This window comes from Pseudomonas sp. SLFW (genome assembly GCF_009905615.1).
In the GTDB taxonomy this organism is placed as follows: Bacteria; Pseudomonadota; Gammaproteobacteria; order Pseudomonadales; family Pseudomonadaceae; genus Aquipseudomonas; species Aquipseudomonas bambusae.
Genome location: NZ_JAAAKW010000038.1, coordinates 1 through 25,535, shown reverse-complemented (window position 1 = coordinate 25,535; position 25,535 = coordinate 1). Strand labels below are relative to the sequence as shown.

The 25,535-nt window shown below is 61.2% G+C and carries 26 protein-coding genes; all 26 read left to right on the top strand.

The window, feature by feature from the left end; all coding sequences use genetic code 11:
* Positions 1 to 242: 242 nt before the first annotated feature.
* The 26 genes from GVN17_RS28920 to GVN17_RS28795 all read left to right on the top strand — a co-directional run bounded on the left by GVN17_RS28920 (position 243) and on the right by GVN17_RS28795 (position 25,360).
* Positions 243 to 545 carry an STAS domain-containing protein gene (locus GVN17_RS28920; RefSeq protein WP_166598688.1) on the top strand — a complete coding sequence of 101 codons (303 nt, stop codon included), beginning with the start codon at positions 243 to 245 and terminating at the stop codon, positions 543 to 545.
* Complete coding sequence (locus GVN17_RS28915) at positions 545 to 2,257, top strand: fused response regulator/phosphatase (RefSeq protein ID WP_166598687.1); 1,713 nt, start codon at positions 545 to 547, stop codon at positions 2,255 to 2,257. Before GVN17_RS28920 ends, GVN17_RS28915 begins: the two co-directional genes overlap by 1 nt.
* A 33-nt stretch (positions 2,258 to 2,290) precedes the next feature.
* Positions 2,291 to 2,680 carry an Hpt domain-containing protein gene (locus tag GVN17_RS28910; RefSeq protein WP_166598686.1) on the top strand — a complete coding sequence of 130 codons (390 nt, stop codon included), beginning with the start codon at positions 2,291 to 2,293 and terminating at the stop codon, positions 2,678 to 2,680.
* 90 nt (positions 2,681 to 2,770) lie between these two features.
* Complete coding sequence (locus GVN17_RS28905; RefSeq protein ID WP_166598685.1) at positions 2,771 to 4,216, top strand: flagellar hook-length control protein FliK; 1,446 nt, start codon at positions 2,771 to 2,773, stop codon at positions 4,214 to 4,216.
* Positions 4,217 to 4,555: 339 nt separating this feature from the next.
* Entirely contained in the window at positions 4,556 to 5,059 is a 504-nt protein-coding gene (gene fliL, locus GVN17_RS28900; RefSeq protein ID WP_166598684.1) for a flagellar basal body-associated protein FliL, read from the top strand.
* A gap of 9 nt (positions 5,060 to 5,068) precedes the next feature.
* Positions 5,069 to 6,037, top strand: coding sequence for a flagellar motor switch protein FliM (fliM, locus tag GVN17_RS28895; RefSeq protein WP_166598683.1), 969 nt, complete (start codon positions 5,069 to 5,071; stop codon positions 6,035 to 6,037).
* 60 nt (positions 6,038 to 6,097) lie between these two features.
* On the top strand, positions 6,098 to 6,559 hold the full coding sequence (gene fliN, locus GVN17_RS28890; protein ID WP_166598682.1) for a flagellar motor switch protein FliN: 462 nt from the start codon (positions 6,098 to 6,100) through the stop codon (positions 6,557 to 6,559).
* Positions 6,560 to 6,697: 138 nt separating this feature from the next.
* Complete coding sequence (gene fliO / locus GVN17_RS28885) at positions 6,698 to 7,156, top strand: flagellar biosynthetic protein FliO (RefSeq protein ID WP_371928641.1); 459 nt, start codon at positions 6,698 to 6,700, stop codon at positions 7,154 to 7,156.
* Positions 7,156 to 7,899 carry a flagellar type III secretion system pore protein FliP gene (gene fliP / locus GVN17_RS28880; RefSeq protein WP_166598681.1) on the top strand — a complete coding sequence of 248 codons (744 nt, stop codon included), beginning with the start codon at positions 7,156 to 7,158 and terminating at the stop codon, positions 7,897 to 7,899. The genes fliO and fliP overlap by 1 nt, the downstream gene beginning before the upstream one ends.
* 25 nt (positions 7,900 to 7,924) lie before the next feature.
* Positions 7,925 to 8,194, top strand: a complete 270-nt coding sequence (gene fliQ, locus GVN17_RS28875; RefSeq protein WP_166598680.1) for a flagellar biosynthesis protein FliQ — start codon at positions 7,925 to 7,927, stop codon at positions 8,192 to 8,194.
* A gap of 7 nt (positions 8,195 to 8,201) precedes the next feature.
* A complete protein-coding gene (gene fliR / locus GVN17_RS28870; protein WP_166598679.1) occupies positions 8,202 to 8,987 on the top strand; it encodes a flagellar biosynthetic protein FliR in 786 nt (261 codons plus the stop codon).
* Between the two features lies 1 nt (position 8,988).
* Positions 8,989 to 10,128, top strand: a complete 1,140-nt coding sequence (gene flhB / locus GVN17_RS28865; RefSeq protein WP_166598678.1) for a flagellar biosynthesis protein FlhB — start codon at positions 8,989 to 8,991, stop codon at positions 10,126 to 10,128.
* Between the two features lie 293 nt (positions 10,129 to 10,421).
* Positions 10,422 to 12,551: a flagellar biosynthesis protein FlhA gene (flhA, locus tag GVN17_RS28860; protein WP_166598677.1), complete on the top strand. Its 2,130-nt coding sequence runs from the start codon at positions 10,422 to 10,424 to the stop codon at positions 12,549 to 12,551.
* An 11-nt stretch (positions 12,552 to 12,562) separates the two neighbouring features.
* A complete protein-coding gene (flhF, locus tag GVN17_RS28855; protein ID WP_166598676.1) occupies positions 12,563 to 13,918 on the top strand; it encodes a flagellar biosynthesis protein FlhF in 1,356 nt (451 codons plus the stop codon).
* 118 nt (positions 13,919 to 14,036) lie between these two features.
* The gene (gene fleN / locus GVN17_RS28850; RefSeq protein WP_166598675.1) at positions 14,037 to 14,870 is read left to right on the top strand and encodes a flagellar synthesis regulator FleN; all 834 of its coding nucleotides are present in this window, start codon (positions 14,037 to 14,039) and stop codon (positions 14,868 to 14,870) included.
* Positions 14,867 to 15,607 carry an RNA polymerase sigma factor FliA gene (fliA, locus tag GVN17_RS28845; protein WP_081568863.1) on the top strand — a complete coding sequence of 247 codons (741 nt, stop codon included), beginning with the start codon at positions 14,867 to 14,869 and terminating at the stop codon, positions 15,605 to 15,607. The genes fleN and fliA overlap by 4 nt, the downstream gene beginning before the upstream one ends.
* Positions 15,608 to 15,879: 272 nt before the next feature.
* On the top strand, positions 15,880 to 16,254 hold the full coding sequence (locus tag GVN17_RS28840; protein ID WP_175500148.1) for a chemotaxis response regulator CheY: 375 nt from the start codon (positions 15,880 to 15,882) through the stop codon (positions 16,252 to 16,254).
* Positions 16,255 to 16,273: 19 nt separating this feature from the next.
* Complete coding sequence (locus tag GVN17_RS28835) at positions 16,274 to 17,062, top strand: protein phosphatase CheZ (RefSeq protein WP_166598674.1); 789 nt, start codon at positions 16,274 to 16,276, stop codon at positions 17,060 to 17,062.
* A gap of 129 nt (positions 17,063 to 17,191) precedes the next feature.
* Positions 17,192 to 19,522, top strand: coding sequence for a chemotaxis protein CheA (locus GVN17_RS28830; RefSeq protein ID WP_166598673.1), 2,331 nt, complete (start codon positions 17,192 to 17,194; stop codon positions 19,520 to 19,522).
* Positions 19,523 to 19,718: 196 nt separating this feature from the next.
* Complete coding sequence (locus GVN17_RS28825; RefSeq protein ID WP_166598672.1) at positions 19,719 to 20,867, top strand: chemotaxis response regulator protein-glutamate methylesterase; 1,149 nt, start codon at positions 19,719 to 19,721, stop codon at positions 20,865 to 20,867.
* Entirely contained in the window at positions 20,867 to 21,607 is a 741-nt protein-coding gene (locus GVN17_RS28820) for a flagellar motor protein (RefSeq protein ID WP_166598671.1), read from the top strand. The genes GVN17_RS28825 and GVN17_RS28820 overlap by 1 nt, the downstream gene beginning before the upstream one ends.
* 7 nt (positions 21,608 to 21,614) lie before the next feature.
* Entirely contained in the window at positions 21,615 to 22,499 is an 885-nt protein-coding gene (gene motD, locus GVN17_RS28815) for a flagellar motor protein MotD (RefSeq protein ID WP_166598670.1), read from the top strand.
* Positions 22,500 to 22,544: 45 nt separating this feature from the next.
* Entirely contained in the window at positions 22,545 to 23,333 is a 789-nt protein-coding gene (locus tag GVN17_RS28810; RefSeq protein WP_166598669.1) for a ParA family protein, read from the top strand.
* A 114-nt stretch (positions 23,334 to 23,447) separates the two neighbouring features.
* Entirely contained in the window at positions 23,448 to 24,401 is a 954-nt protein-coding gene (locus tag GVN17_RS28805) for a CheW domain-containing protein (RefSeq protein ID WP_166598668.1), read from the top strand.
* A gap of 83 nt (positions 24,402 to 24,484) precedes the next feature.
* Positions 24,485 to 24,964 (top strand): chemotaxis protein CheW, encoded by a 480-nt coding sequence (locus tag GVN17_RS28800; RefSeq protein WP_062385949.1) that lies wholly within the window; start codon positions 24,485 to 24,487, stop codon positions 24,962 to 24,964.
* Positions 24,965 to 25,360: a DUF2802 domain-containing protein gene (locus GVN17_RS28795; protein WP_166598667.1), complete on the top strand. Its 396-nt coding sequence runs from the start codon at positions 24,965 to 24,967 to the stop codon at positions 25,358 to 25,360. It begins immediately after the preceding gene.
* The last annotated feature ends 175 nt before the right edge of the window (positions 25,361 to 25,535 follow it).

Below are 25,535 nucleotides of genomic sequence, written 5' to 3'. Positions count from 1 at the left end.
GTATAGCGACGTTGTTTCATGTGATAGTCCTACGCTCTCCAGCTATGAAGAGGCGACAACTATCCTGACATGGAGGGCTCTTGGAAAAAGTGACCCGCCGTAAGGGCGGAACCGTAAGTCGCCGTTACCGAAGAAATGGATATTCACGCGCTCTACAACCCACAGCAAACTCCATTTGCCGCGCCGCAAAACCAATGCTAAAACTTCACCCGTCTGACACCGTTTCACATAAGGGATTTGTCATGTCAGTAACTTCCGATCGTTCTGCAGACGAGCAGCAACTGACCATCAAGATCAAGGGACGCTTTGACTTCTCGACGCACCAGGACTTCCGCGGTGCCTACGAAAAGGAAAACAAGGCCAAACGGTACGTGGTCGACCTCAAGGAAACCAACTACCTCGACAGCTCGGCATTGGGCATGTTGCTGTTGTTGCGCGACCACGCCGGTGGCGATCGCTCCGATGTGCGGCTGGAAAACTGCAGCAACGACGTTCAGAAAATCCTCGCCATCTCCAACTTCTCCAAACTCTTCCGCATCGGCTGATGGTGGGTTCCGCGCCACCCGAGCGCCTGACGATCCTCATCGCCGATGACAATGCCAGCGACCGCATGCTGCTCTCGGCGATCATCAGCCGTCAGGGCCATGAGGCGCTGAGCGCGTGCGATGGGGCCGAAGCGGTGGCGCTGTTCGAACAGCGCCGCCCGCAACTGATCCTGATGGACGCCCTGATGCCCGTGATGGACGGTTTCGAGGCTGCTCGTCGGATCAAGGAACTGGCGGGCGAATCGCTGGTGCCGATCATCTTCCTCACCTCCATGACCGAAGGCGAAGGCCTGGCTCGCTGTCTCGATGCGGGCGGCGATGACTTCGTCGCCAAACCCTATAACCAGGTGGTGCTGGCGGCGAAGATCAACGCCATGAACCGCCTGCGGCTGTTGCAGGAAACGGTCCTGCAACAGCGCGACCTGATTGCCCGGCACCACAAGTACCTGCTCAACGAACAGCGCGTCGCCAAGGCGGTATTCGATCAGATCGCTCACTCCGGTTGCCTGAGCGCGCCGAACATCCGCTACCTGCAATCGCCTTACGCGCTGTTCAACGGCGATTTGCTGCTGGCGGCCTGGGCGCCGTCCGGCAACATGCACGTGCTGCTTGGAGATTTCACCGGCCATGGCCTGCCTGCGGCAGTGGGCGCGATGCCGCTGGCGGAGGTGTTCTATGGCATGACGGCCAAGGGGTACGGTCTGCCGGAAACCCTGCGCGAGATGAACGCCAAGCTCAAGCGTATCCTGCCCGTGGACATGTTCTGCTGCGCCGCGTTGCTGTCCGTCAACTTCAAGCAGCACTTGGTCGAGGTGTGGAATGGCGGTTTGCCGGACGGTTACCTCCTGCATGGCGACGGTCGCCCGCACACGCCGCTGGTGTCTGCCCACTTGCCGCTGGGCGTGTTGAGTGCCGGCACGTTCGATGACAACACCCAGGTCTATCCCTTCGGCCCCGGTGATCGGGTGTTCCTGCTCTCCGACGGCGTCGTGGACAGCACTGACGAAACGGGCGAGATGTTCGGCGCCCGGCGTTTGCAGAACGTGTTCGTGACCAACCGCAACCCGGCGATGCTGATCGAAGAGGTGCAATGGGCGTTGGCGCGGTTTCGCGGGCAGGTGCGGGATGACGTCAGCATGCTGGAAGTGGGCTTCACCGAGCCGGAATCCCTCGGCCCGCCGTCGGTCATCTACACCGACAGCGGCGATTCCAGCCCGCTCGACTGGTCTGCGAGTTTCGAATTCCGCGCCTCGACGCTCAAACGCTTCAATCCGTTGCCCTATCTCTTGCAGCTGTTGCAGGAGGTTCATGGCCTGCGCCAGCAGAGCAGCGAGCTCTACATCGTGCTGGCCGAGCTGTACAGCAATGCCTTGGAACACGGGGTGCTGGGGCTGGATTCGGCGCTCAAGCAGAACGCCGAAGGGTTTGCGCTGTACTATCAGCAGCGCGGTGAGCGGCTGGATAACCTGGAAGACGGGTTCATCCGCTTTAATTTCCAGGTAATCCCGATGGGGCAGGGTGGACGCCTGACCGTCGAGGTGCACGACAGCGGCAATGGTTTCAACGCCGAGCATGTGCTGGCATTGCCGCCTGCGGTCGATCAATTGTCCGGGCGAGGTCTGAGCCTGGTGCGTCAACTCAGCGACCGGTGTCGCTGGTCGGAGGATGGCCGCACGGCGTCTGTGGAGTTTGCGTGGGAGGGTCTGGCATAATCCCGCGCATCTTGATCAAGGAGCGAGCAAGCATTGAACACTCATGTGGATTTGACCGTACTCAGTACGTTGCGCGATGTCATGGAAACCGAATACCCGGCATTGCTGCACATCTTCATCAAGGACTCGGAGGCCCGTGTCACGGATCTGAACGGGCTGATTCACCACCCCGATTTCTCCCCGGCGTCACCCACTCAACTGCAAACCCTGCGCTCGATGGCCCACAGCTTCAAAGGCAGCAGCGGCAACATGGGTGCTTCGCATCTGGCGGAATTGTGCCACCAGCTCGAAGAGCTCGTCCGGGATCAAAGCGCTGTCAGCGGCGCGCGGATTTCGGAGCTGGTTCGGGCCATTCATCTGGAATTCAACGTGGTGCGGGACCTTTTCGACGTTGAATTACAGACCACGCTGACTCGACACTGACACGTCGCGACCACTGGAAAACCGAGTTGATACAGATGTGGCCCGCCATTTGCTAGGTCTCTGGGTAATCGTGTCCTTGCGGAGATCAACATGGCCCTCGCCAACAACCCCCTACTGACGGCTCTGACGGCTGCCAAAGCCCAGAAAGCCAGCGCCGCCACGTCGGCGAAGGCCCCGGACCCCGTCAAGGACAAGGCTTCCAGCTTTTCCACTGTGTTCGCCAAGCAGTCTGCGCCGAAGTCGAATTCCGTCGACGACAGTCCGTCCAAGCCGGCCAGCGCCAAGACTTCGGCGGCGGACAACAAGCACGACGACAAACAAACGTCTGCCGCTTCCGACAAGACCGTTGCCGAAAACGGCAATGCCTTGCCTGCCAAATCCGTTCACGCCAAGGACAGCGACGAGGGCAAGGGCAGCAGTAGCGACAACGATGACGACGATGACGACGACAGCGAAGATGACACCACCGAAGCGGCCAATGCGGCCGACGCGACCCCGGTGGCGGATGGGTCGGTAGCGGCTCCGGTCGTTGATCCTTCGCTGTTGGTCGTCGCGCCTCAGACGCCGGTCCCTGCGCCGGTGGTAGACGTGCAGCCTGTGGTTGACCCTGCGTTGCTGGCAGCCACTGCGGCTCCGGTGGTTGCGCCGCCTGTTGCTCAGGCGCCGACGACGGCCACTGACGATCAATTCGATCCGTCGGCCGACCCGCTTGAAGGTCTGACGGCGGTGCAAGTCGCGCTGCAGAACAAGACCCAACAGACCGCCCAATTGAACGGTCACACCAACGACGCGAGCAAAACCGACGCCAAGCAGGACACGAATGCCGACCCTGCCCAGATGTTGGCAGGCACGCTGGCGGCGCTGGGCGACAAGGCGGCGGACAAAGACGCCACGGAAGGCGGGGGTGACAAGGCGTTCAGCGGCTTGCTCGCCGATGGCCTGAAAGACGTCAAGACCGCCACCAGCGACACCCGCGTCGATAACTTTGCCGAGCGTCTGGCCGCGTTGTCCCAGGCTGCACAAGTGAGGACCAGCACGCCAGCGCCCGCGCCGCTGATCAACCAGCCCTTGGCCATGAACCAGAGCGGCTGGACCGAAGGCGTGGTCAATCGCGTGATGTACCTGTCCAGTCAAAACCTGAAACAGGCCGACATTCAGTTGCAACCGGCTGAATTGGGCCGTCTGGACATCCGCGTCAATATGGCGGCAGACCAGCAGACCCAAGTTACCTTCATGAGCGCCCACGTCGGTGTCCGTGAAGCGCTGGAAAGCCAGATGGGCCGTCTGCGTGAATCGTTCGTTCAGCAAGGCATGGGGCAGGTCAACGTCAACGTGTCTGACCAGTCCCAAGGCTGGCAGCAACAGGCTCAGCAGCAACAGTCCGGCGACGGCCAGCGGGGTAACGGTTCGCGCGGCGTCGGCGGTGCCAGCGACAGCGACCTCATCGCCGACGGCGCCCCGGTTGACGCAGCCTCCGCAGCGGCCAACGCGCCGTTGACGGTCGTGGGCTCCAGCGCCGTCGATTATTACGCCTGATCTCTCACGGCAAGCCCGCTTCTGCCGAAGGCGTAGGAGCTGGCTTGCCTGCGATCTGCTGCGCAGCAGTAGCAAACCCTTTATCCGAGGTGTCTCTGACACAACCGGGGCGTCTGGGTTTGCTGCCGCTTCGCGCCAGATCGCAGGCAAGCCAGCTCCCACGGCCTGCGGCCAGAATCAAAGGCGTGATCGCGCTCCTTCCACGAAACTACTCAAAACTGCTTCTCTGCTTTTCCTCGAAGCTTGCCGCTCAAAGCTCGCCGCTGCCGTTCTGGCACACACCTTGCTCTCCCTCTGTCACGCAACACCGAACCCCTTGGATAGTGACGGATTATTGGCATGGCGAAGAGCGACGACGCAGTTAAAGACCCGGCGAAGAAAGGCAAGTTGAAGGTCATCATTCTGGTGGTGGTGGGCTTGTTGCTGGCCATTGGTCTGTCGGTCGGCGCGACCTGGTTCATCATGCACAAGGCCGAAAGCAAGCCTGATCCAGCGGCTGTCGCCGAGGCCGCAAACGCCAAGAAAGAGGCGATCTTCGAACCGCTGACGCCGCCTTTTGTCGTCAACTACAACGTCAACGGCCGTCAGCGCTACATGCAGGTCAGCATTACCCTCCTGGCCCGTGATCACGCGGACCTGGAAGCGCTGAAGGTGCACATGCCGGTCATCCGCAATAACCTGGTGATGATGTTCTCCGGCCAGCCGTTCGACACCATCGCGACCCCTGTCGGCATGGAAATGCTGCGTCAGAAGGCTGCCGCGGTGGTGCAGGAAGTCGGACAGAAGGAGCTGAACAAAAGCGTCATCGAACAGGTTCTTTTCACTAACTACGTACTGCAGTAGGACCACGACATGGCCGTGCAAGACCTGCTGTCCCAGGATGAAATCGACGCGCTGTTGCACGGCGTGGACGATGGTCTGGTGCAGACCGAAAGCGTTATCGAACCGGGCAGCGTCAAGAGTTATGACCTGACCAGCCAGGACCGCATCGTCCGCGGACGCATGCCGACCCTGGAAATGATCAACGAGCGTTTCGCCCGTTACACCCGTATCAGCATGTTCAACCTGCTGCGCCGTTCTGCGGACGTGGCGGTGGGTGGCGTGCAGGTGATGAAGTTCGGCGAATACGTGCACTCGCTGTACGTGCCGACCAGTCTGAATCTGGTCAAGATCAAGCCGTTGCGCGGCACCGCGCTGTTCATCCTGGACGCCAAGCTGGTGTTCAAGCTGGTGGACAACTTCTTCGGTGGCGACGGCCGTCACGCCAAGATCGAAGGCCGGGAATTCACCCCGACCGAGCTGCGCGTGGTGCGGATCGTGCTGGATCAGGCGTTCATCGACCTGAAAGAGGCCTGGCAGGCGATCATGGAAGTCAACTTCGAGTACATCAACTCGGAAGTGAACCCGGCCATGGCCAACATCGTCGGCCCGAGTGAAGCCATTGTGGTCTCGACGTTCCATATCGAACTCGACGGGGGTGGCGGCGACCTGCACGTGACCATGCCGTACTCGATGATCGAGCCCGTGCGTGAAATGCTCGACGCCGGTTTCCAGTCCGATCTGGACGATCAGGACGAACGCTGGGTCAACGCGCTCAAGCAGGACGTGATGGACGTGTCGGTGCCGTTGAGCGCCACGGTGGCCCGTCGGCAGCTCAAACTGCGGGACATCCTGCACATGCAACCGGGTGACGTGATTCCGGTGGAGCTGAACGATCATCTGGTGATGCGCGCCAACGGCGTACCGTCGTTCAAGGTCAAGCTGGGTTCGCACAAGGGCAATCTGGCCCTGCAAGTGGTCGAGCCGGTCGAACGCCGCTGACGCTTTGCCGTCAGCTTCAAAATGTGCTGTGTAAACGAATAATGCTTGTCGAGGATCACCATGGCTGATGAAAACGAAATGAACTCCACAGACGACCAGGCACTGGCCGACGAGTGGGCTGCCGCCCTGGGTGAAGCGGGCGAGGGCGGTCAGGCTGACATCGACGCGCTGTTGGCGGCCGATGCCGGGAACTCGACCAATCGTCTGGCGATGGAAGAGTTCGGCAGCATGCCGAAGAACCACGGCCCGGTGTCGCTGGACGGTCCGAACCTGGACGTGATTCTCGACATTCCCGTGTCCATTTCCATGGAAGTGGGCAGCACCGATATCAACATCCGCAACCTGCTGCAACTGAACCAGGGTTCGGTGATCGAGCTGGATCGTCTGGCGGGTGAGCCACTGGACGTGCTGGTCAACGGCACGTTGATCGCCCACGGTGAGGTGGTGGTGGTGAACGAGAAGTTCGGCATCCGCCTGACCGACGTGATCAGCCCGAGCGAACGCATCAAGAAGCTGCGTTAAGTGGGCGGTTTCTGGGTGAAGGGGCTCAAGACCCTGTCGGGGCTGGCGCTGCTGGCCACGTCCTGGCTCGTCATCGCCGCCGATCCGGCGGCGCCGGTCGCGCATGCCAGCCCGGCTGTTGCCCCCGCTGCGGCTACCGTGGCCTCAACGGTTGCACCAGCGGCCGCTCCGCAAGTGTCCAGCGCGCTGGGCAGTGGTGTCGCCGGGCAATTGACCCAACTGGTGTTGGGCCTGTTGCTGGTGGTCGGCCTGATCTTCGTGCTGGCTTGGCTGATGCGTCGCGTGCAGCGTGCAGGCCCTGCCGGTAATCAGGTGATCGAGCTGGTCGGTTCCCGCGCGCTGGGGCCTCGTGACCGGCTGGTGCTGGTGCAGATCGGCAACGAGCAAGTATTGCTCGGTGTCTCCCCCGGGAGTATCACGGCGCTGCATGTGATGAATGAGCCTGTGGTCGTGCCGGACACGCAAAACACGACACCTGAATTCGCCAGGCGCCTGCTGGAAGCCTTGGGCAATAAGGGCATGGGTGCCTCCCGAGGCGACAAAGGCCGCGCGGGCAATGACGGCCTTGGCAATCCGGGTCAGAAGGACAAGAACTGATGCGTATCGTTTTGACGCTGCTGTTGTTGCTGGCAGCCCCGATGGCCTTCGCCGCCGACCCGTTGTCGATTCCGGCGATCACGCTGGGCACCGGCGCCAACGGCCAGCAGGAATACTCGGTCAGCCTGCAAATCCTGCTGATCATGACGGCGCTGAGTTTTATTCCGGCGTTCGTCATGCTGATGACCAGCTTCACCCGGATCATCATCGTGTTCTCGATCGTGCGTCAGGCGCTGGGCTTGCAGCAGACACCGTCGAACCAGATCCTCACAGGCATGGCCTTGTTTTTGACGCTGTTCATCATGGCCCCGGTGTTCGACCGCGTGAACAATGACGCCTTGCAGCCGTATCTGGCCGAGAAGATCACAGCCCAGGACGCGGTCGCCAAGGCTGAGGTGCCCATCAAGAACTTCATGCTCGCGCAGACCCGTTCCAGCGACATGGAGCTGTTCATGCGCCTGTCCAAGCGCACCGACATCCCGACCCCAGACGCTGCGCCGCTGACGATCATCGTTCCGGCGTTCGTGACGTCGGAGCTGAAAACCGCGTTTCAGATCGGCTTCATGATCTTCATTCCATTCCTGATCATCGACCTGGTGATCGCCAGCGTCCTGATGGCGATGGGGATGATGATGCTGTCTCCGCTGATCATTTCCCTGCCGTTCAAAATCATGCTGTTCGTGCTGGTGGATGGCTGGGCGTTGATCATTGGCACGCTGGCCGGCAGTTTTGGTGGCGTATGACCCTGTTTGATACGGAGTGCCTGGCATGACCCCGGAAGTCGCCCTCGATATTTTTCGCGAAGCCCTCTGGTTGATCGTCACCATGGTGGCGATTCTCGTTGTCCCGAGCCTGGTGGTGGGCCTGCTGGTGTCGATGTTTCAGGCCGCCACGCAGATCAACGAACAGACCTTGAGCTTTCTGCCACGTCTGCTGGTGATGCTGGTCACCCTGATCGTGATCGGGCCGTGGATGGTGCGCACCTTCATGGAATACATCATTTCGCTGTACACCAGCATTCCTCAAGTCATCGGCTGACCGGCGCATGGAGCCTGTACTGGCGCTGACCGACACGCAGATCAGCAGCTGGGTGGCAGCGTTCGTGCTGCCGCTGTTCCGGATCGTGACCGTGCTGATGACCATGCCGATCATCGGCACGACCCTGGTGCCCCGACGCATTCGCCTGTATTTCGGGTTGGCCATCACGGTGGTCATCGCCCCGAGCCTTCCGCCCATGCCCGAAGTTCACGCCCTGGACCTCAGTGCACTGTTGCTGGTGGCTCAGCAGATCATCATCGGCGCAGCATTTGGGTTGTCTTTACAGTTGTTTTTTCAGGCGTTCGTGATCGCCGGGCAAATCGTGGCGACTCAGATGGGCATGAGCTTCGCGTCGATGATCGACCCCATCAACGGGGTGTCGAGCGCAATCATCGGGCAATTTTTCACCATGCTCCTCACGCTGCTGTTTCTCGCCACCAATGGCCATCTGGTGGTCTTCGAGGTGCTGGTTGAAAGCTTCACGACATTGCCGGTGGGGCAGGGGCTGATGCCGTCGGACTTTTGGGCATTGGTGGTGCGATTGGGTTGGGTTTTCGGTGCAGCGCTGGTGCTGGTGCTGCCCGCGATTACGGCGCTGCTGGTGCTCAACGTCGCCATGGGTGTCATGACCCGCGCCGCGCCGCAGTTGAACATCTTCACCATCGGTTTTCCGTTGACGCTGGTGCTGGGCATGGGGATTCTGTGGGTCTCACTCGGCGACATCCTCAATCAGTACCAGCCGCTGGCGGTCGAAGCCTTGCAGGTACTCAGGGACATGGTCAAGGCGCACTGACATGGCAGAAAGCGAAAGCGGTCAGGACAAGACAGAAGACCCCACGGACAAGCGCAGACGTGACGCCAGGGAGAAGGGCGAGATTGCCCGCTCCAAAGACCTGAACACGGTCATCGTGATGGTCGTCGGCGCGGCGGGCCTGCTGGCGTTCGGCGGGTCCATGGCCGAGATGATGATGCACTTGATGCGCGACAACTTCACCATCACCCGCGAGGCGTTGATGGATGAGCGCAGCATGGGCCTGATGTTGATGGTGTCCGGCAAGGCCGCCTTGGCATCGGTGACACCGCTGTTGGTCTCTTTGATGATCGCTTCGCTGATCGGCCCGATTTCGCTGGGCGGCTGGTTGTTCGCGCCGGATTCGCTATCGCCCAAATTCAGCCGCCTGAACCCGCTCGCCGGTTTGAAGCGCATGGTGTCGCCTCAGGCGCTGATCGAATTGCTCAAGTCGTTCGGCAAGTTCTTGATCGTCCTGACGGTGGCGGTGGTGGTGCTGTCCAAGGACAAAAAAGACCTGCTTGCCATTGCTCACGAGCCCATGGAGATGGCGGTCGTGCACAGCCTGCAATTGGTGGGCTGGAGCACGCTGTGGATGGCGATGGGGCTGTTGATCATCGCGGCGATCGACGTTCCGGTGCAGTTGTATCAGGCGCGTCAGAAGCTGTTGATGACCAAGCAGGAAGTGCGCGACGAGCACAAGGACAATGAGGGGCGGCCCGAGGTCAAGGGTCGTATTCGTCAGTTGCAGCGCGAGATGTCGCAGCGGCGGATGATGGCGGCGGTGCCCGAGGCGGATGTCATCATCACCAACCCGACCCACTATGCCGTGGCCTTGAAGTACGACGCGGACAAGGGCGGGGCGCCGGTGCTGTTGGCCAAGGGCACGGATTTCATGGCGTTGAAAATCCGCGAGATCGCGGCGCAGCATCAGATTCTGCTGTTGGAATCGCCAGGGCTGGCGCGTTCGATTTATTACAGCACGGAGCTGGAACAGGAAATTCCGGCAGGGCTGTACCTGGCCGTGGCGCAGGTACTGGCGTACGTGTACCAGATCCGCCAGTTCCAGGCGGGACGCGGCAAGCGGCCTGATCCGTTGAATGACAACTTGCCGATTCCGCCGGATTTGAGACGGGATTCGTAAGGCTCTCGATTGCTACACGGATGCCCTTCGGGCCTTATCGCGAGCAAGCTCACTCCTACATTGGCTTAAACGTGCCCGTGCCTGATGGAGCGAGTCGTTAGCGTCTCAAACCGCACAAACCAGCTCTCCACCGGTCCCTGGCCACTCCCAAAAAAATGCCAACGTCTCCACATTTCTACGTGATGGCACTCTGGCATTTTTCACCCATCCCACAAGTTGGACAGGTTTTTGCAATAACCCTGTTACAACGCCTCTGGCGTCAAAGTTTTGATCAACGCGCAGGTACGGAATCGGTGGATCGCTCACAGTTAATCTCTAACGCTCGCGTTGGCCTGGCCGGTCTGGGTCGTGGTCAGTTGGGCGTGCCGTTCTTGCTGCTGGTCATGTTGGCAATGATGATGTTGCCCATGCCGCCGTTCCTGCTGGACGTGTTTTTCACGTTCAACATTGCGCTCTCCATCGTCGTACTGTTGGTCTGCGTTTACGCACTGCGTCCGCTCGACTTCTCGGTATTCCCCACCATCCTGCTCGTCGCCACCTTGCTCCGGCTGGCGCTCAACGTCGCGTCCACCCGTGTGGTCATGCTTCACGGGCAGGACGGTCATGCCGCCGCCGGTAAGGTGATTCAGGCGTTCGGTGAAGTGGTGATCGGCGGTAACTACGTCGTCGGTATCGTGGTGTTCGCGATCCTCATGATCATCAACTTCGTGGTCGTGACCAAAGGTGCCGGTCGTATCTCCGAGGTGAGCGCGCGCTTCACCCTCGACGCGATGCCCGGCAAACAGATGGCCATCGACGCCGACCTCAACGCCGGTCTGATCGATCAGCCCGAAGCCAAGCGCCGTCGTCTGGAAGTCGCCCAAGAGGCTGAGTTCTACGGTTCCATGGACGGTGCCAGTAAATTCGTTCGCGGTGACGCCATCGCTGGTCTGTTGATTCTGTTCATCAACCTCATCGGCGGCATGCTGGTGGGCATCATCCAGCACAGCATGAGCTTTGCTGACGCGGGCAAGGTCTACGCGCTGTTGACCATCGGTGACGGTTTGGTGGCGCAATTGCCGTCCCTGCTGCTGTCTACCGCCGCTGCGATCATGGTGACCCGTGCTTCCGGTTCGGAAGAAATGGGCAAGCTGGTCAAGCGCCAGATGTTCGCTTCGCACCAGGCACTGGCCGTATCCGCTGGCATCATGATCGTCATGGGTCTGGTGCCCGGCATGCCGCACTTCTCGTTCATCAGCCTCGGGCTGGCGGCGGCGGGTGGCGCTTACCTGCTGTGGAAGAAACAGAACATGGTCAAGCTGGCCGCGATCCAGGAAGTCAAACGCCAGCAGGACTTGCTGCCTGCGCCAAATCGCGCCCAGGAGTCGAAAGAGCTGGGTTGGGACGACGTGACGCCGATCGACATGATCGGCCTGGAAGTGGGCTATCGCCTGATTCCGCTGGTGGACCGCAACCAGGGTGGTCAACTGCTGGCGCGGATCAAGGGCGTGCGCAAGAAGCTCTCGCAGGAGCTGGGCTTCCTGATGCCGACCGTTCACATTCGCGACAACCTCGACCTGGCGCCGAGCGCCTACCGCCTGACGCTGATGGGCGTGACCCTCGCCGAGGCCGAGATTTACCCGGACCGCGAGTTGGCGATCAACCCCGGTCAGGTGTTTGGCAGCCTCAACGGCATCACTGCCAAAGACCCGGCGTTCGGGCTCGAAGCGGTCTGGATCGAGATTTCCCAGCGTGCCCAGGCGCAGTCTCTCGGCTACACCGTGGTCGACGCCAGCACCGTAGTGGCAACCCACTTGAACCAGATTCTCTACAAACACTCTCATGAGCTGATCGGGCACGAGGAAGTTCAGCAGCTGATGACGTTGCTGGCTAAAAGCTCGCCCAAGTTGGCTGAAGAGTTGGTACCCGGCGTGCTGTCGTTGTCGGCGCTGCTCAAGGTGTTGCAAGCGCTGCTGGCGGAACAGGTCCCGGTACGCGATATTCGCAGCATTGCCGAGGCCATCGCCAACAACGCTGCGCGGAGTCAAGATACCGCCGCATTGGTGGCGGCCGTACGGGTCGGATTGTCCCGCGCCATCGTGCAAAGCATTGTCGGCATTGAGCCGGAGCTGCCTGTTATCACGCTTGAGCCAAGGTTGGAACAGATATTGCTCAATAGTCTGCAGAAGGCAGGACAGGGTCAGGAAGAAGGCGTTCTCCTCGAACCGAGCATGGCTGAGAAACTTCAGCGCTCGTTGATCGAAGCGGCGCAGCGTCAGGAGATGCAGGGTCAGCCGGTTATTTTGTTGGTCGCAGGTCCGGTTCGCGCCATGTTGTCCCGCTTTGGACGCCTGGCCGTTCCGAACATGCATGTTTTGGCGTATCAGGAAATTCCTGACAATAAGCAAGTCACCATCGTAGCGACTGTCGGGCCGAACGGCTGAGGTAGTGAGTCATGCAAGTTAAGCGTTTTTTCGCCGCCGATATGCGACAAGCCATGAAACTGGTTCGCGATGAGCTGGGCGCTGAAGCCGCCATCATCGGGAATCGGCGGATTGCGGGCGGTGTGGAACTGACTGCCGCACTGGACTACAAATTGTCTGCGCTGGCCCCGCGCGTGCCGAACATCGAGCTGGAAGACGAACTGCGCAAGACCCAATCGCGCATCGTGACCGCTCAGGCCGAGCTGACCCATCGCAGCGAGCTGGACACCGTCGCCAATCGCCAGCTGTTCACCGGCGTGGCCATGGACGACAGCAAACAGATCGAACCGACGCTGGACGAACCGTTTCGCCCGTCGATCCACGCGGCCATTGCGGCTGATCGTGCTGAACGCGCCGAGCGTCAATCGGCCGAGCCGGGCATCAGCCAGCGTGCGTACGACTCGATGCGCTCTGAATTGAATGGCCTGCGTGAACTGCTGGAAGTCCAGCTGGGTTCCCTGGCCTGGAACCAACTGCAAGGCAGCCGCCCGCAGCAGGCCAACCTGTGGCGCCGTCTGCAACGCGTCGGTCTGTCAGGGCCTCTGTCTCGTGACCTGCTGGCGATGGTGCCGGACACCGACGATCAGCCTCACGCCTGGCGCATGTTGCTGGCGCACTTGGCGCGCATGATCGTCACCCCGGATGTCGAGCCGCTGGAAGAGGGCGGTGTGATTGCGATGGTCGGCCCGGCAGGCATGGGCAAGACCACGACGCTGGCCAAGCTGGCGGCGCGTTACGTGTTGAAGTACGGCGCACAAAACATCGCGCTGGTGAGCATGGACAGCTTCCGCATCGGGGCGCAGGAACAGCTCAAGACGCTGGGCCGCATCCTGAATGTGCCGGTGACCCACGTTGACCCCGGTCAATCGCTGGCTCAGGCGCTGGAGCCGTTGCTGCGCAAGCGTGTGGTGTTGATTGACACCGCCGGCCTGCAAGCCAGTGACCCGGCCCTGCGCCTGCAACTGGAGAGTCTGGCCGGTCGCGGGATCAAGGCGCGCAATTACCTGGTGCTCGCCACCACCAGCCAGAAGCAGGTGCTGACGGCGGCGTACCACAGTTATAAGCGTTGCGGTTTGGCCGGGTGCATCCTGACCAAGCTCGACGAAACCGCCAGCCTCGGCGAAGTGCTGAGCCTGGCGGTGACACATGAATTGCCCGTGGCCTATCTCACCGATGGCCCGCGCATTCCGGATGATCTGCATCTGCCACGTCGGCATCAGTTGGTCAGCAGGGCTGTCAGCGTTCAGATGCAGGAGGAGCCTAGCGAGGAAGCGATGGCGGATATGTTTGCGGATCTTTATCACAGCCCCGGCAAGCGCGCGGGCTAGGTAAGGAAAATGACAGTGGAATATACCTGCATCGATGGTCTGCCAAGCATTGTTCACGCAGTGAACGTGCAGCCCGAAATGTGGCTTTGGTCTAAGCAAGACAAGGTAAAAAATTAACATGGGCAGCATGCATCCCGTACAGGTTATCGCGGTGACCGGTGGCAAAGGTGGCGTCGGCAAGACCAACGTGTCAGTGAACCTCTCGCTGGCCCTGGCCGAGTTGGGACGTCGCGTCATGTTGCTGGACGCCGATCTGGGTCTCGCCAACGTTGACGTATTGTTGGGGCTGACCCCTAAACGCACCTTGGCGGACGTCATCGAAGGACGCTGCGAGCTGCGCGATGTTCTGTTGCAGGGCCCGGGCGGTGTGCGCATCGTGCCTGCGGCGTCGGGCACCCAGACCATGGTTCACCTGAGCCCTGCGCAACACGCAGGTCTGATTCAGGCGTTCAGCGACATCGGCGACAACCTGGACGTACTGGTGATCGACACCGCTGCCGGGATCGGCGAATCGGTGGTCAGCTTCGTGCGCGCCGCGCAGGAAGTGCTGTTGGTGGTCTGCGATGAGCCGACCTCGATCACCGACGCCTACGCGCTGATCAAACTGCTGAACCGCGACTACGGCATGAACCGTTTCCGCGTGCTGGCCAACATGGCGCAGAGCCCGCAGGAAGGCCGCAACCTGTTCGCCAAGCTGACCAAGGTCACCGACCGTTTCCTCGACGTGGCCCTGCAATACGTCGGCGCCGTGCCGTACGACGAATGCGTGCGCAAGGCCGTGCAGAAACAGCGTGCGGTGTACGAAGCGTTTCCACGTTCCAAATGCGCGCTGGCGTTCAAGGCCATTGCGCAGAAGGTCGATACCTGGCCATTGCCGGCGAACCCGCGAGGCCACCTTGAATTTTTCGTTGAGCGCCTGGTTCATCAGACCAGTGCAGGGCCTGTGTCATGACTGCAAGTGGCTATCGCATGTACAGCAAATCGTCCAAAGATTCTCAGTATGAGCTGATCGAGCGCTATGCCCCTTTGGTCAAGCGCATCGCCTACCACTTGCTGGCGCGTCTGCCGGCCAGCGTGCAGGTCGAGGATCTGATCCAGGCCGGCATGATCGGCCTGCTCGAAGTGTCGACCAAATACGACTCCACCAAGGGTGCGAGTTTCGAGACATACGCCGGCATTCGTATTCGCGGCGCGATGCTCGATGAAGTGCGCAAGGGGGACTGGGCGCCACGCTCGGTCCACCGCAATACGCGCATGGTCAGTGACGCGATTCGTGCAATTGAAGCGAAAACCGGTCGCGACGCTAAAGATCATGAAGTTGCGGCCGAACTTCAATTGAGTCTCGACGATTACTACGGGATTCTGAACGATACCTTGGGCAGCCGCTTGTTCAGCTTCGACGACCTGTTGCAGGACGGCGAGCATGAAGGGTTGCACGAGGACGGCGCGAGCCAGTCGCTCGAACCGTCGCGGGATCTGGAAGATGAACGTTTCCAGAGCGCGCTGGCGGACGCCATCGCCAACTTGCCCGAGCGTGAGCGCCTGGTGCTGGCGTTGTACTACGACGAAGAGCTGAACCTCAAAGAGATCGGGGAGGTCTTGGGGGTCAGCGAATCCCGTGTCAGCCAGCTGCATAGCCAGTGCGCCGCACGTCTGCGGGGCCGGTTGGGAGAATGGCGCGCGCGTTGACGCATTGACGCGGGCCCGTCTTTTCACAAAGATGCCTGCGTTTTGGGTGGTAAGGCCGGCTGTGCAAGGCGTTGTGTGGGAAGCAAGAGGGACAAGGCAGGAGCCGCTGGGATCAGGTCTTCGGACTTTTTCCGTGGCGCTCATCACGTGTTTCTTCGAAAGGCCCCCTCGTTTTCGTGTGACCGGTGGAGCGATGTTGCCGGTATTGATTGAACGCGCGTCCAGGCACTGGGCGCGTTAAAGACTGCTTGGAGGTCGAATTGGACAAGAACATGAAAATCCTCATCGTTGATGACTTTTCAACGATGCGGCGGATCATAAAAAACCTGTTGCGTGACCTTGGGTTCACCAACACGGCCGAAGCAGATGACGGTACCACCGCATTGCCGATGCTGCAGAGCGGTGCTTTTGACTTTCTGGTGACCGACTGGAACATGCCTGGCATGTCCGGCATCGACCTGCTGCGTCAGGTGCGTGCCGACGAACGTCTGCGTCACCTGCCTGTGTTGATGGTGACCGCCGAAGCCAAGCGCGAGCAGATCATCGAAGCCGCTCAGGCGGGCGTGAACGGTTACGTGGTCAAGCCTTTCACGGCTCAGGTGCTCAAAGAAAAGATCGAGAAGATATTCGAGCGCGTCAATTCCTGATGTCCGCTGTGAGGGCGCTATGGATTCCAAAGATTCGACAATGGGTGACTTCGAGTCGACCCTGAAGAAACACGCACAAGAACTGGTCGCCAGCCTCGAAAAAGGCAAGTTCGGCGACGCCGTGCAACTTATCCATGAGCTTAATCAGACCCGGGACCGCGGCCTGTATCAGGAAGTGGGCAAGCTGACGCGCGAGCTGCACAGTGCAATCGTCAATTTCCAGATTGACCCGCACATGCCGCAAGCCGAGGAAGTGTCGCAGATCACGGATGCCACCGAGCGTCTGTCGTACGTTGTCCGCCTCACTGAAGGCGCGGCCAACCGCACGATGGACCTGGTGGAGCAGAGCACACCGCTGATGAACGGCCTGAGCGCCGACGCCAAGGCGTTGAGCGTCGATTGGGGCCGCTTCATGCGCCGCGAAATCGGTGCTGAAGAGTTTCGTGATCTGGCCCGCCGCGTCGAAGGTTTTCTGACCCGCAGCGAGAAGGAGACCCACGAGGTCGCCAGTCACCTGAACGACATTCTGCTGGCTCAGGACTATCAGGACCTGACCGGCCAGGTGATCAAGCGTGTGACCACGCTGGTGACCGAAGTCGAGAGCAATTTGCTCAAGTTGGTGCTGATGGCCAGTCAGGTCGATCGCTTCGCCGGGATCGAACACGACCAGGAAGAGTTCCGTAAGCAAAAAGAACAGGAAAAACTTCATTCCAAGGGTGAAGGTCCGCAGATTCATGCCGATAAACGTGAAGACGTCGTATCCGGTCAGGATGATGTAGACGATCTGCTATCCAGCCTCGGCTTCTGAAATCCAGAGCCAGGGTTCTATGTGAAAGTGGCTGTGGGCTTGCGCGCCAATGTCTCGACGAAGGCAATGCGCGCAGGCCATCGACGCAGCTCCTGGATCGGTTGACGGTTAATTTTAGGAGCACCCCCAATGAGCTTCGGCGCCGATGAAGAGATCCTTCAGGATTTTCTGGTAGAGGCCGGCGAGATTCTGGAGCAGTTGTCCGAACAGTTGGTCGAGCTGGAAAGCCGACCGGACGATGCGGACCTGCTCAATGCAATTTTTCGCGGTTTTCACACTGTAAAAGGGGGCGCAGGCTTCCTCCAGCTCAACGAGCTGGTCGAATGCTGCCACATCGCCGAAAACGTGTTCGACATCCTGCGCAAAGGTGAGCGCCGGGTCGACGCGGAACTCATGGATGTCGTGCTCGAAGCACTGGACACCGTCAACAGCATGTTCGGCCAGGTCCGTGAGCGTTCGGACGTGACCCCGGCCACGCCTGAGCTGCTCGCCGCGCTGTCGCGTCTGGCCGAGCCTGCGTCTGCCGACGAAATCGCCGCTGCCCCTGCGCCGGTGGTTGAAGAGGTGGCCGAAGCGCCTTCCGACGACATCACCGATCACGAATTCGAACAACTGCTGGACTCGCTGAATGCCGTGAAGGCGGAAGCGGCGAGCGCAGCCGTGTCTGCCCCACCGGCACCTGCACCCGCTGCGCCTGCAACGGAAGCCGCCAGCGACGAAATCACCGACGCCGAGTTTGAATCCCTGCTGGATCAACTGCATGGCAAAGGCCAGTTCGCGGTCGATGCCGTGGCGCCTGCTGCTGCACCGGCTGCGTCTTCTGCGCCGGCTGCCGCGCCTGCCAGCGATGAAATCACCGACGACGAATTCGAAGCGTTGCTTGATCAACTGCACGGCAAAGGCTCGTTTTCCGCCGACACAGCGACAGCCGTTGCCCCTGCTCCAGTGGCGGCCGCGCCTGCCGCTGCCGAGTCCGGCGCCCCGGCTTCAGATGAAATCACCGATCACGAATTCGAAGCGCTGCTCGACCAACTGCATGGCAAGGGCACCTTCTCGGCGGACGTTGCCGCGAGCGCGCCCGTTGCCACGGCACCCGTGAAAAAAGCCGAACCGGCCAAGGCCGAGGCCCCCAAAGCCGAGCCAGCCAAACCGGCGGCCGCGTCTGCTCCGGCTGCGGCACCTGCGCCTGCAAAAGCGGCCGCTGCGCCAGCCCCTGCAGCGGCAGCACCGGCACCGACAGCACCGGCCCGGGCACCTGCACCGGCAGCCGCCGACAAGGCCCCGACCGAAGCCGAAACCACCGTGCGCGTCGACACCGCGCGGCTGGACGAAATCATGAACATGGTCGGCGAGTTGGTGCTGGTGCGTAACCGTCTGGTGCGCCTGGGCCTCAACAGCGGCGATGAAGCCATGTCCAAGGCCGTGTCCAACCTGGACGTGGTCACCGCTGACCTGCAAACCGCCGTCATGAAGACCCGGATGCAGCCGATCAAGAAAGTCTTCGGTCGCTTCCCGCGACTGGTTCGCGATCTGGCCCGTCAGCTCAAGAAAGAAATCAACCTTGAACTGGTCGGTGAAGAAACCGACCTCGACAAGAACCTGGTCGAGGCCCTGGCCGACCCGCTGGTCCACTTGGTGCGCAACGCGGTTGACCACGGCATCGAATCGCCGGAAGAGCGCGAAGCATCGGGCAAGGCCCGTGGCGGTCGCGTAGTGCTCTCGGCGGAACAGGAAGGCGACCACATCCTGCTGTCGATTTCCGATGACGGCAAAGGTATGGACCCGGCGGTGCTGCGCGCCATCGCGGTCAAGCGTGGGGTGATGGACAAGGATGCGGCGGATCGCCTGAGCGACACCGACTGCTACAACCTGATCTTCGCGCCGGGCTTCTCGACCAAGACCGAGATTTCCGACGTGTCGGGCCGTGGCGTGGGCATGGACGTGGTGAAAACCAAGATTGCCCAGCTCAACGGCACCATCAACATCTACTCGACCAAGGGCCAGGGCTCGAAGATCGTCATCAAGGTCCCGTTGACCCTGGCGATCATGCCGACCCTGATGGTGATGCTGGGCAACCAGGCGTTCGCGTTCCCGCTGGTCAACGTCAACGAAATCTTCCACCTGGACCTCTCGACCACCAACGTCGTCGACGGGCAGGAAGTGGTGATCGTGCGTGACAAGGCGCTGCCGCTGTTCTACCTCAAGCGCTGGCTGGTCAGCTCGGCCGCGCACGAGGAGCAACGCGAAGGTCACGTGGTGATCCTTTCCGTCGGCACCCAACGCATCGGCTTCGTGGTCGATCAACTGGTCGGTCAGGAAGAAGTCGTGATCAAACCGCTGGGCAAGATGTTGCAAGGCACGCCAGGCATGTCCGGCGCCACCATCACCGGTGACGGCCGCATCGCGCTGATTCTCGATGTGCCGAGCATGCTCAAGCGGTACGCCGCGCGGCGTATTTGATGCCTGGTATGCAGTGAACCTTGTGGGGGCGAATTCATTCGCGAAAATCGGTCAGGCGACACCTCTGTAGCGTCTGCCCCGCCGCTTCGCGAATACATTCGCTCCCGCAGGTTCGTTATCCATCCATGAAAGACGGGTGGATCAGAGGTTGATGAAACGGGATGGCCCCTGAGGGGACAGGCCCTACGGAGTGTTTATGGCAGTCAAGGTTCTGGTGGTAGACGATTCCGGTTTTTTCCGCCGGCGCGTCTCGGAAATTCTTTCCTCTGACACAACGATTCAAGTGGTCGGCACCGCCACCAACGGCAAGGAAGCGATCGAGCAGGCCCTGGCCCTGAAGCCCGATGTGATCACCATGGACTACGAAATGCCGATGATGGATGGCATTACCGCAGTCCGTCACATCATGCAGCGTTGCCCGACTCCGGTGTTGATGTTCTCCTCGCTGACCCACGAAGGCGCCCGGGTGACTCTGGATGCGCTGGATGCCGGTGCGGTCGATTACCTGCCCAAGAATTTCGAAGACATCTCGCGCAACCCCGAGAAGGTCAAACAAATGCTGTGCGAAAAGGTGCATACCATTTCCCGCAGCAACCGTCGTTTCAGCGGTTACAGCAGTGCGCCCGCGGCCCCGTCTCACGCACCGGCTGCACCGGCCCCGGCGACCGGTTCGCTGCGCAGTCCGGCCCCGACGCCCGGTGCCACGACCCGACCTGCGCCAGCCCCCGCGCCGACCCGTGCACCGGCAGCCCACTCGCCGACGTCGCCCGCGCCCAAGCGCAAGGCCTACAAGCTGGTCGCGATTGGCACGTCCACCGGCGGCCCAGTGGCGCTGCAACGCGTACTGACTCAATTGCCCGCGAACTTTCCGGCCCCCATCGTGCTGATCCAGCACATGCCTGCAGCCTTCACCAAAGCCTTCGCCGAGCGGCTGGACAAGCTGTGCCGCATCAGCGTCAAGGAAGCCGAGGACGGCGACATTCTGCGTCCAGGCCTGGCGCTGCTGGCCCCCGGCGGCAAGCAGATGATGGTCGATGGCCGTGGCGCGGTGAAAATCCTGCCGGGCGACGAGCGTCTGAATTACAAACCGTGCGTGGACATCACCTTCGGCTCGGCCGCCAAATCCTACGGCGACAAAGTGCTGGCGGTGGTGCTGACCGGCATGGGCGCCGATGGCCGTGAGGGCGCGCGTCTGCTCAAGCAGGGCGGCAGCCACATCTGGGCCCAGGACGAAGCCAGCTGCGTGATCTACGGCATGCCGATGGCCATCGTCAAAGCCGATCTCGCCGACGCGGTCTACAGCCTGGATGACATCGGGCGTCACCTGGTCGAGGCGTGTCTCTGATGGATGTCTTGACGCTCATAGGGATCATTCTGGCGTTCGTCGCGATCATTGGCGGCAACTTCCTCGAAGGCGGTCATATCGGCGCCTTGCTCAATGGCCCGGCGGCGCTGATCGTGCTCGGCGGCACGCTGGCAGCGTGCCTGTTGCAGACGCCGATGAGTGCCTTCAAACGGGCGATTCAGATCTTCATCTGGATTCTGTTCCCGCCGCGCATCGACCTTGCCGGGGGCATCGACCGCGTTGTGTCCTGGAGCCTGACCGCACGCAAGGAAGGCCTGTTGGGCCTGGAAACCGTGGCCGACACCGAGCTGGATGCCTATTCACGCAAGGGCCTGCAATTGCTGGTGGACGGGGTCGAACCCGAAGCCATTCGCAGCATTCTGGAAGTGGACTTTCTGACCCAGGAAAGCCGCGACATACAGGCGGCCAAAGTCTTTGAAAGCATGGGCGGCTACGCGCCGACCGTGGGCATCATCGGTGCGGTCATGGGCCTGATCCATGTGATGGGCAACCTGGCCGACCCGAACCAGTTGGGCAGCGGCATTGCCGTGGCCTTCGTCGCGACCATTTATGGCGTGGCGTCGGCCAACCTGATTCTTTTGCCGGTGGCGAACAAGCTCAAGGCCGTGGCGATTCGTCAGTCTCGTTACCGCGAAATGCTGCTCGAAGGCCTGCTGTCGATTGCCGAAGGCGAGAACCCGCGCTCGATTGAATTGAAGCTGCAAGGCTTCATGGAGTGATGGACTGATGGCCCGTCGACGTCGCCACCACGAAGAGCACGAAAACCACGAACGCTGGCTGGTGTCCTACGCGGACTTCATCACCTTGCTGTTCGCGTTTTTCGTGGTCATGTACTCGATCTCGTCGCTGAACGAGGGCAAGTACAAAGTGCTGTCCGAAGCACTGGTCGGGGTGTTCAACGAAGCCGAGCGCAGCGTCAAGCCGATCCCCATTGGCGAACAGAAACCCCAGACCGTGCGCCCGGCCGACCCGCTGGTGCAAGACAGCGAGCAGACCGACGCGGCGCTGGGGCAGGGCGCCCAGGACCCGCTTAAGTCGATTGCCGACGACGTCAACGCGGCGTTCGGTGATTTGATCGCCTCCAATCAGATGACCGTGCGCGGCAACGAGCTGTGGATCGAGATCGAACTCAATTCCAGCCTGCTGTTCGGCAGCGGTGATGCCTTGCCCAGCAATCAGGCCTTCGACCTGATCGACAAAGTGGCCAAAATCATCAAGCCGTTCGACAACCCGATCCACGTCGAGGGCTTCACCGACAACCAGCCCATCAACTCGTCGCAGTACCCGAGCAACTGGGAGCTGTCGTCGGCGCGGGCGTCGAGCATCGTGCGTATGCTGGCCATGGACGGGATCAACCCGGTGCGCATGGCCTCGGTGGGTTACGGCGAATTCCAGCCGCTGACCTCCAACGCGACCGCCGATGGGCGTGCCCGCAACCGCCGTGTGGTGCTGGTGATCTCGCGTAATCTGGACGTGCGTCGCAGCCTGACCGGCTCCGGCACCGCCGCCAATGCGAAACCCGATGCGGCGCTGCGTCGTGCTGGCACACAAACTGCACCGGCACCCGCCAAGCCGCCGCAAGGCGTCAAATCTTCGTCACCTGCCCCTTGAATCGGTCTCGGTCATGGTTGTGATGGCTGGGGGGAACGCGAACACATGAGAGTCTGGGCAGTAGCCAATCAGAAAGGCGGGGTCGGGAAGACCACCACCTCCATCGCTTTAGCCGGTTTGCTGGCAGAGGCGGGCAAGCGCGTGGTCGTCGTCGACCTGGACCCCCATGGTTCGATGACCAGCTATTTCGGCCACGACCCCGATGCGCTGGAACACAGCAGCTTCGACCTGTTCTTGCACAAGGGCGCGGTGCCGGAAGGCCTGCCCGGTCAACTGCTGCTGCCCACCAGCGACAAACGCATTTCCCTGCTGCCGTCGAGCACCGCGCTCGCCACCCTTGAGCGCCAATCGCCGGGGCAGAGCGGGCTGGGCCTGGTGATCGCCAAGAGCCTCGCGCAGCTGTGGCAGGATTTCGATTACGCGATCATCGACAGTCCGCCATTGTTAGGCGTGTTGATGGTCAACGCGCTGGCCGCGAGTCAGCAACTGGCGATCCCGGTGCAGACCGAGTTTCTGGCGGTAAAAGGCCTGGAGCGCATGGTCAACACGCTGGCGATGATCAACCGCTCGCGCAAGGTGCCGCTGCCGTACACCATCGTCCCGACGCTGTTCGACCGTCGCACCCAGGCGTCGATGGGCACCCTCAAACTGCTGCGCGACAGCTACCCGGAACACGTCTGGAAGGCCTATATCCCGGTCGATACCCGGTTGCGCGATGCCAGCCGGGCCGGGGTCACGCCGTCGCAGTTCGACAACAAGAGCCGGGGCGTGCTGGCATACCGCACGCTGCTCAAACACATGCTCACCGAACAGCTTGTCGGGCAGGTGGCCTGAAGTGTCCGCTGATCGTTTATTCACACGCCTTGCGCCTGCGCGCTCAAGTCGGCCTGCAGTGCAGCCGATAAAAAAGACAGGCGGTAATCGCATCACTTATTTTCGGGCTCCTGTATGAACCGCCCTCTGGACATCGCATCCCGGCCACAGCTGGCGCTGCAAAACTACCTCGACGCGTTGTTGCAGGACGCCACCGAAGAGCTGGACGTCGGCGACGGCATCGATGAATTTCAAGCGGCCGTGCTCGAAGAGCAGGCCCATGACGCACGCATGCGTTCGGCGGTCGCTGAAGCGGTCGCGGTCGCGGCGGCGGTCGCGGTCGCGGCGGCGGTGCCTGTGCGTCCCGCGGCGCCGATCAGCCAGCCTGCGCCGCATGCCCAGCCTGCGGCGCGTCCGGTTGCCGAGCCGATCGCCGCCCGGGTGATGGAGCGTCCGGTGATATTGCCGCCGGTCATCGCACCGCCGATGGTCGTGCCGGTGGTCGAGCCTGTTATTTCCGAGCCCACTGTCGAACCGACGGTGGCGGTGGTTGAGCCGGTCGCCGAAGTGCACCTGCCATCGCAGCGCACGCCGACGCCTCCGCCGACCGCCGATGATCGTCCGGACTGGGCTGCCGAGCCGTTCGAATGCCTGCTGTTCGACGTCGCGGGCCTGACGCTGGCGGTGCCGCTGGTGTGCCTGGGGTCGATCTATCCGTTGGCCGGGCACGACCTGACGCCGTTGTTCGGGCAGCCGGACTGGTTTCTCGGCATCCTGCCCAGCCAGGCGGGCAATCTGAAAGTGCTGGATACGGCGCGCTGGATCATGCCGGACCGCTACCGCGACGATTTCCGCCAGGGTTTGCAGTACGTGATTTCGGTTCAAGGGTACGAATGGGGATTGGCGGTGCATCAGGTCAGCCGTTCGCTGCGCCTGGAGCCTGACGAAATCAAATGGCGCACCCATCGGGGTCAACGTCCGTGGCTGGCCGGGACAGTCATCGAGCACATGTGCGCGCTGCTGGACGTGTCCGAACTGGCCGAGTTGATCGCCAGTGGCGCGGTCAAGCAGATGCAGGCACGCAAATAGCTGTATTGAAAAGCATCTTCCAATAAACACAGGGCGGCGCGAGTGCGTCGCCTGAAGAGCACAACACGCAAGGGGTTAGGGGTATGAAGAAGTCGTCAGCACAGGGTTCCGAAGATCCGATCCTGCAATGGGTCACCTTCCGCCTGGACAACGAAACGTATGGCATCAACGTGATGCAGGTTCAGGAAGTGCTGCGCTATACCGAGATTGCGCCAGTGCCGGGTGCGCCGAGCTACGTGCTGGGCATCATCAACCTGCGCGGTAACGTCGTCACTGTGATCGACACCCGTCAGCGCTTTGGTCTGCCGCCAGTTGAAGTCAGCGATAACACGCGTATCGTGATCATCGAGGCCGACAAGCAAGTGGTCGGGATCCTGGTCGATAGCGTGGCGGAAGTGGTGTACCTGCGTCAGTCGGAAGTCGAAACGGCGCCGAACGTGGGCAACGACGAATCTGCCAAGTTCATCCAGGGTGTTTGCAACAAGAACGGCGAGCTGCTGATCCTCGTGGAGTTGGACAAGATGATGTCCGAGGAAGAGTGGTCCGAGCTGGAGAACATCTGATTGATTCTTGAGGTTGCGGTCATTTTTCTGGCGGTGTTGTGGGTCGCGTCCGTTGCGATGTTCATGGCCCACACCAAACGCCTGCGCACGCTGGCCACGCAGCAGGTCGAGGCTGACTCGCTGCGGGACCAGCGCATCCGTGAATTGGCCCGGCGTCTGGAGAATTACCAGAGTGGTACGGTGAAGATGGGCGAGGATCTGCAGGATTTGCGCTCTATGGTCTCGCCATTGCCGGACAAGGTGACGGCGCTGGAGCAGCGGGATCCGTCCACGTTGTCTTTCGCTCAGGCGGCGCGTCTGGTGAGTATGGGGGCGAGTGTGGATGAGCTGACTCAGTCGTGCGGGTTGACCCAGGCTGAGGCGCAGTTGATGAGTAAGTTGCACGGGAATAATTGAGAGGCTTAATGGCGCTTCCTCTTGTTATGTGAATATCCGTTGCTGCGGGCGGGGCTGATAACGGTTCCGCCCTTACGGCGGGTCACTTTTTCCAAGAGCGGTCTGTGTCAACGTAGTTGTCGCTTCAGATCTCAAGCAGCCTGTCTATTCACAGGATCACGTTCGCGATTCAAGT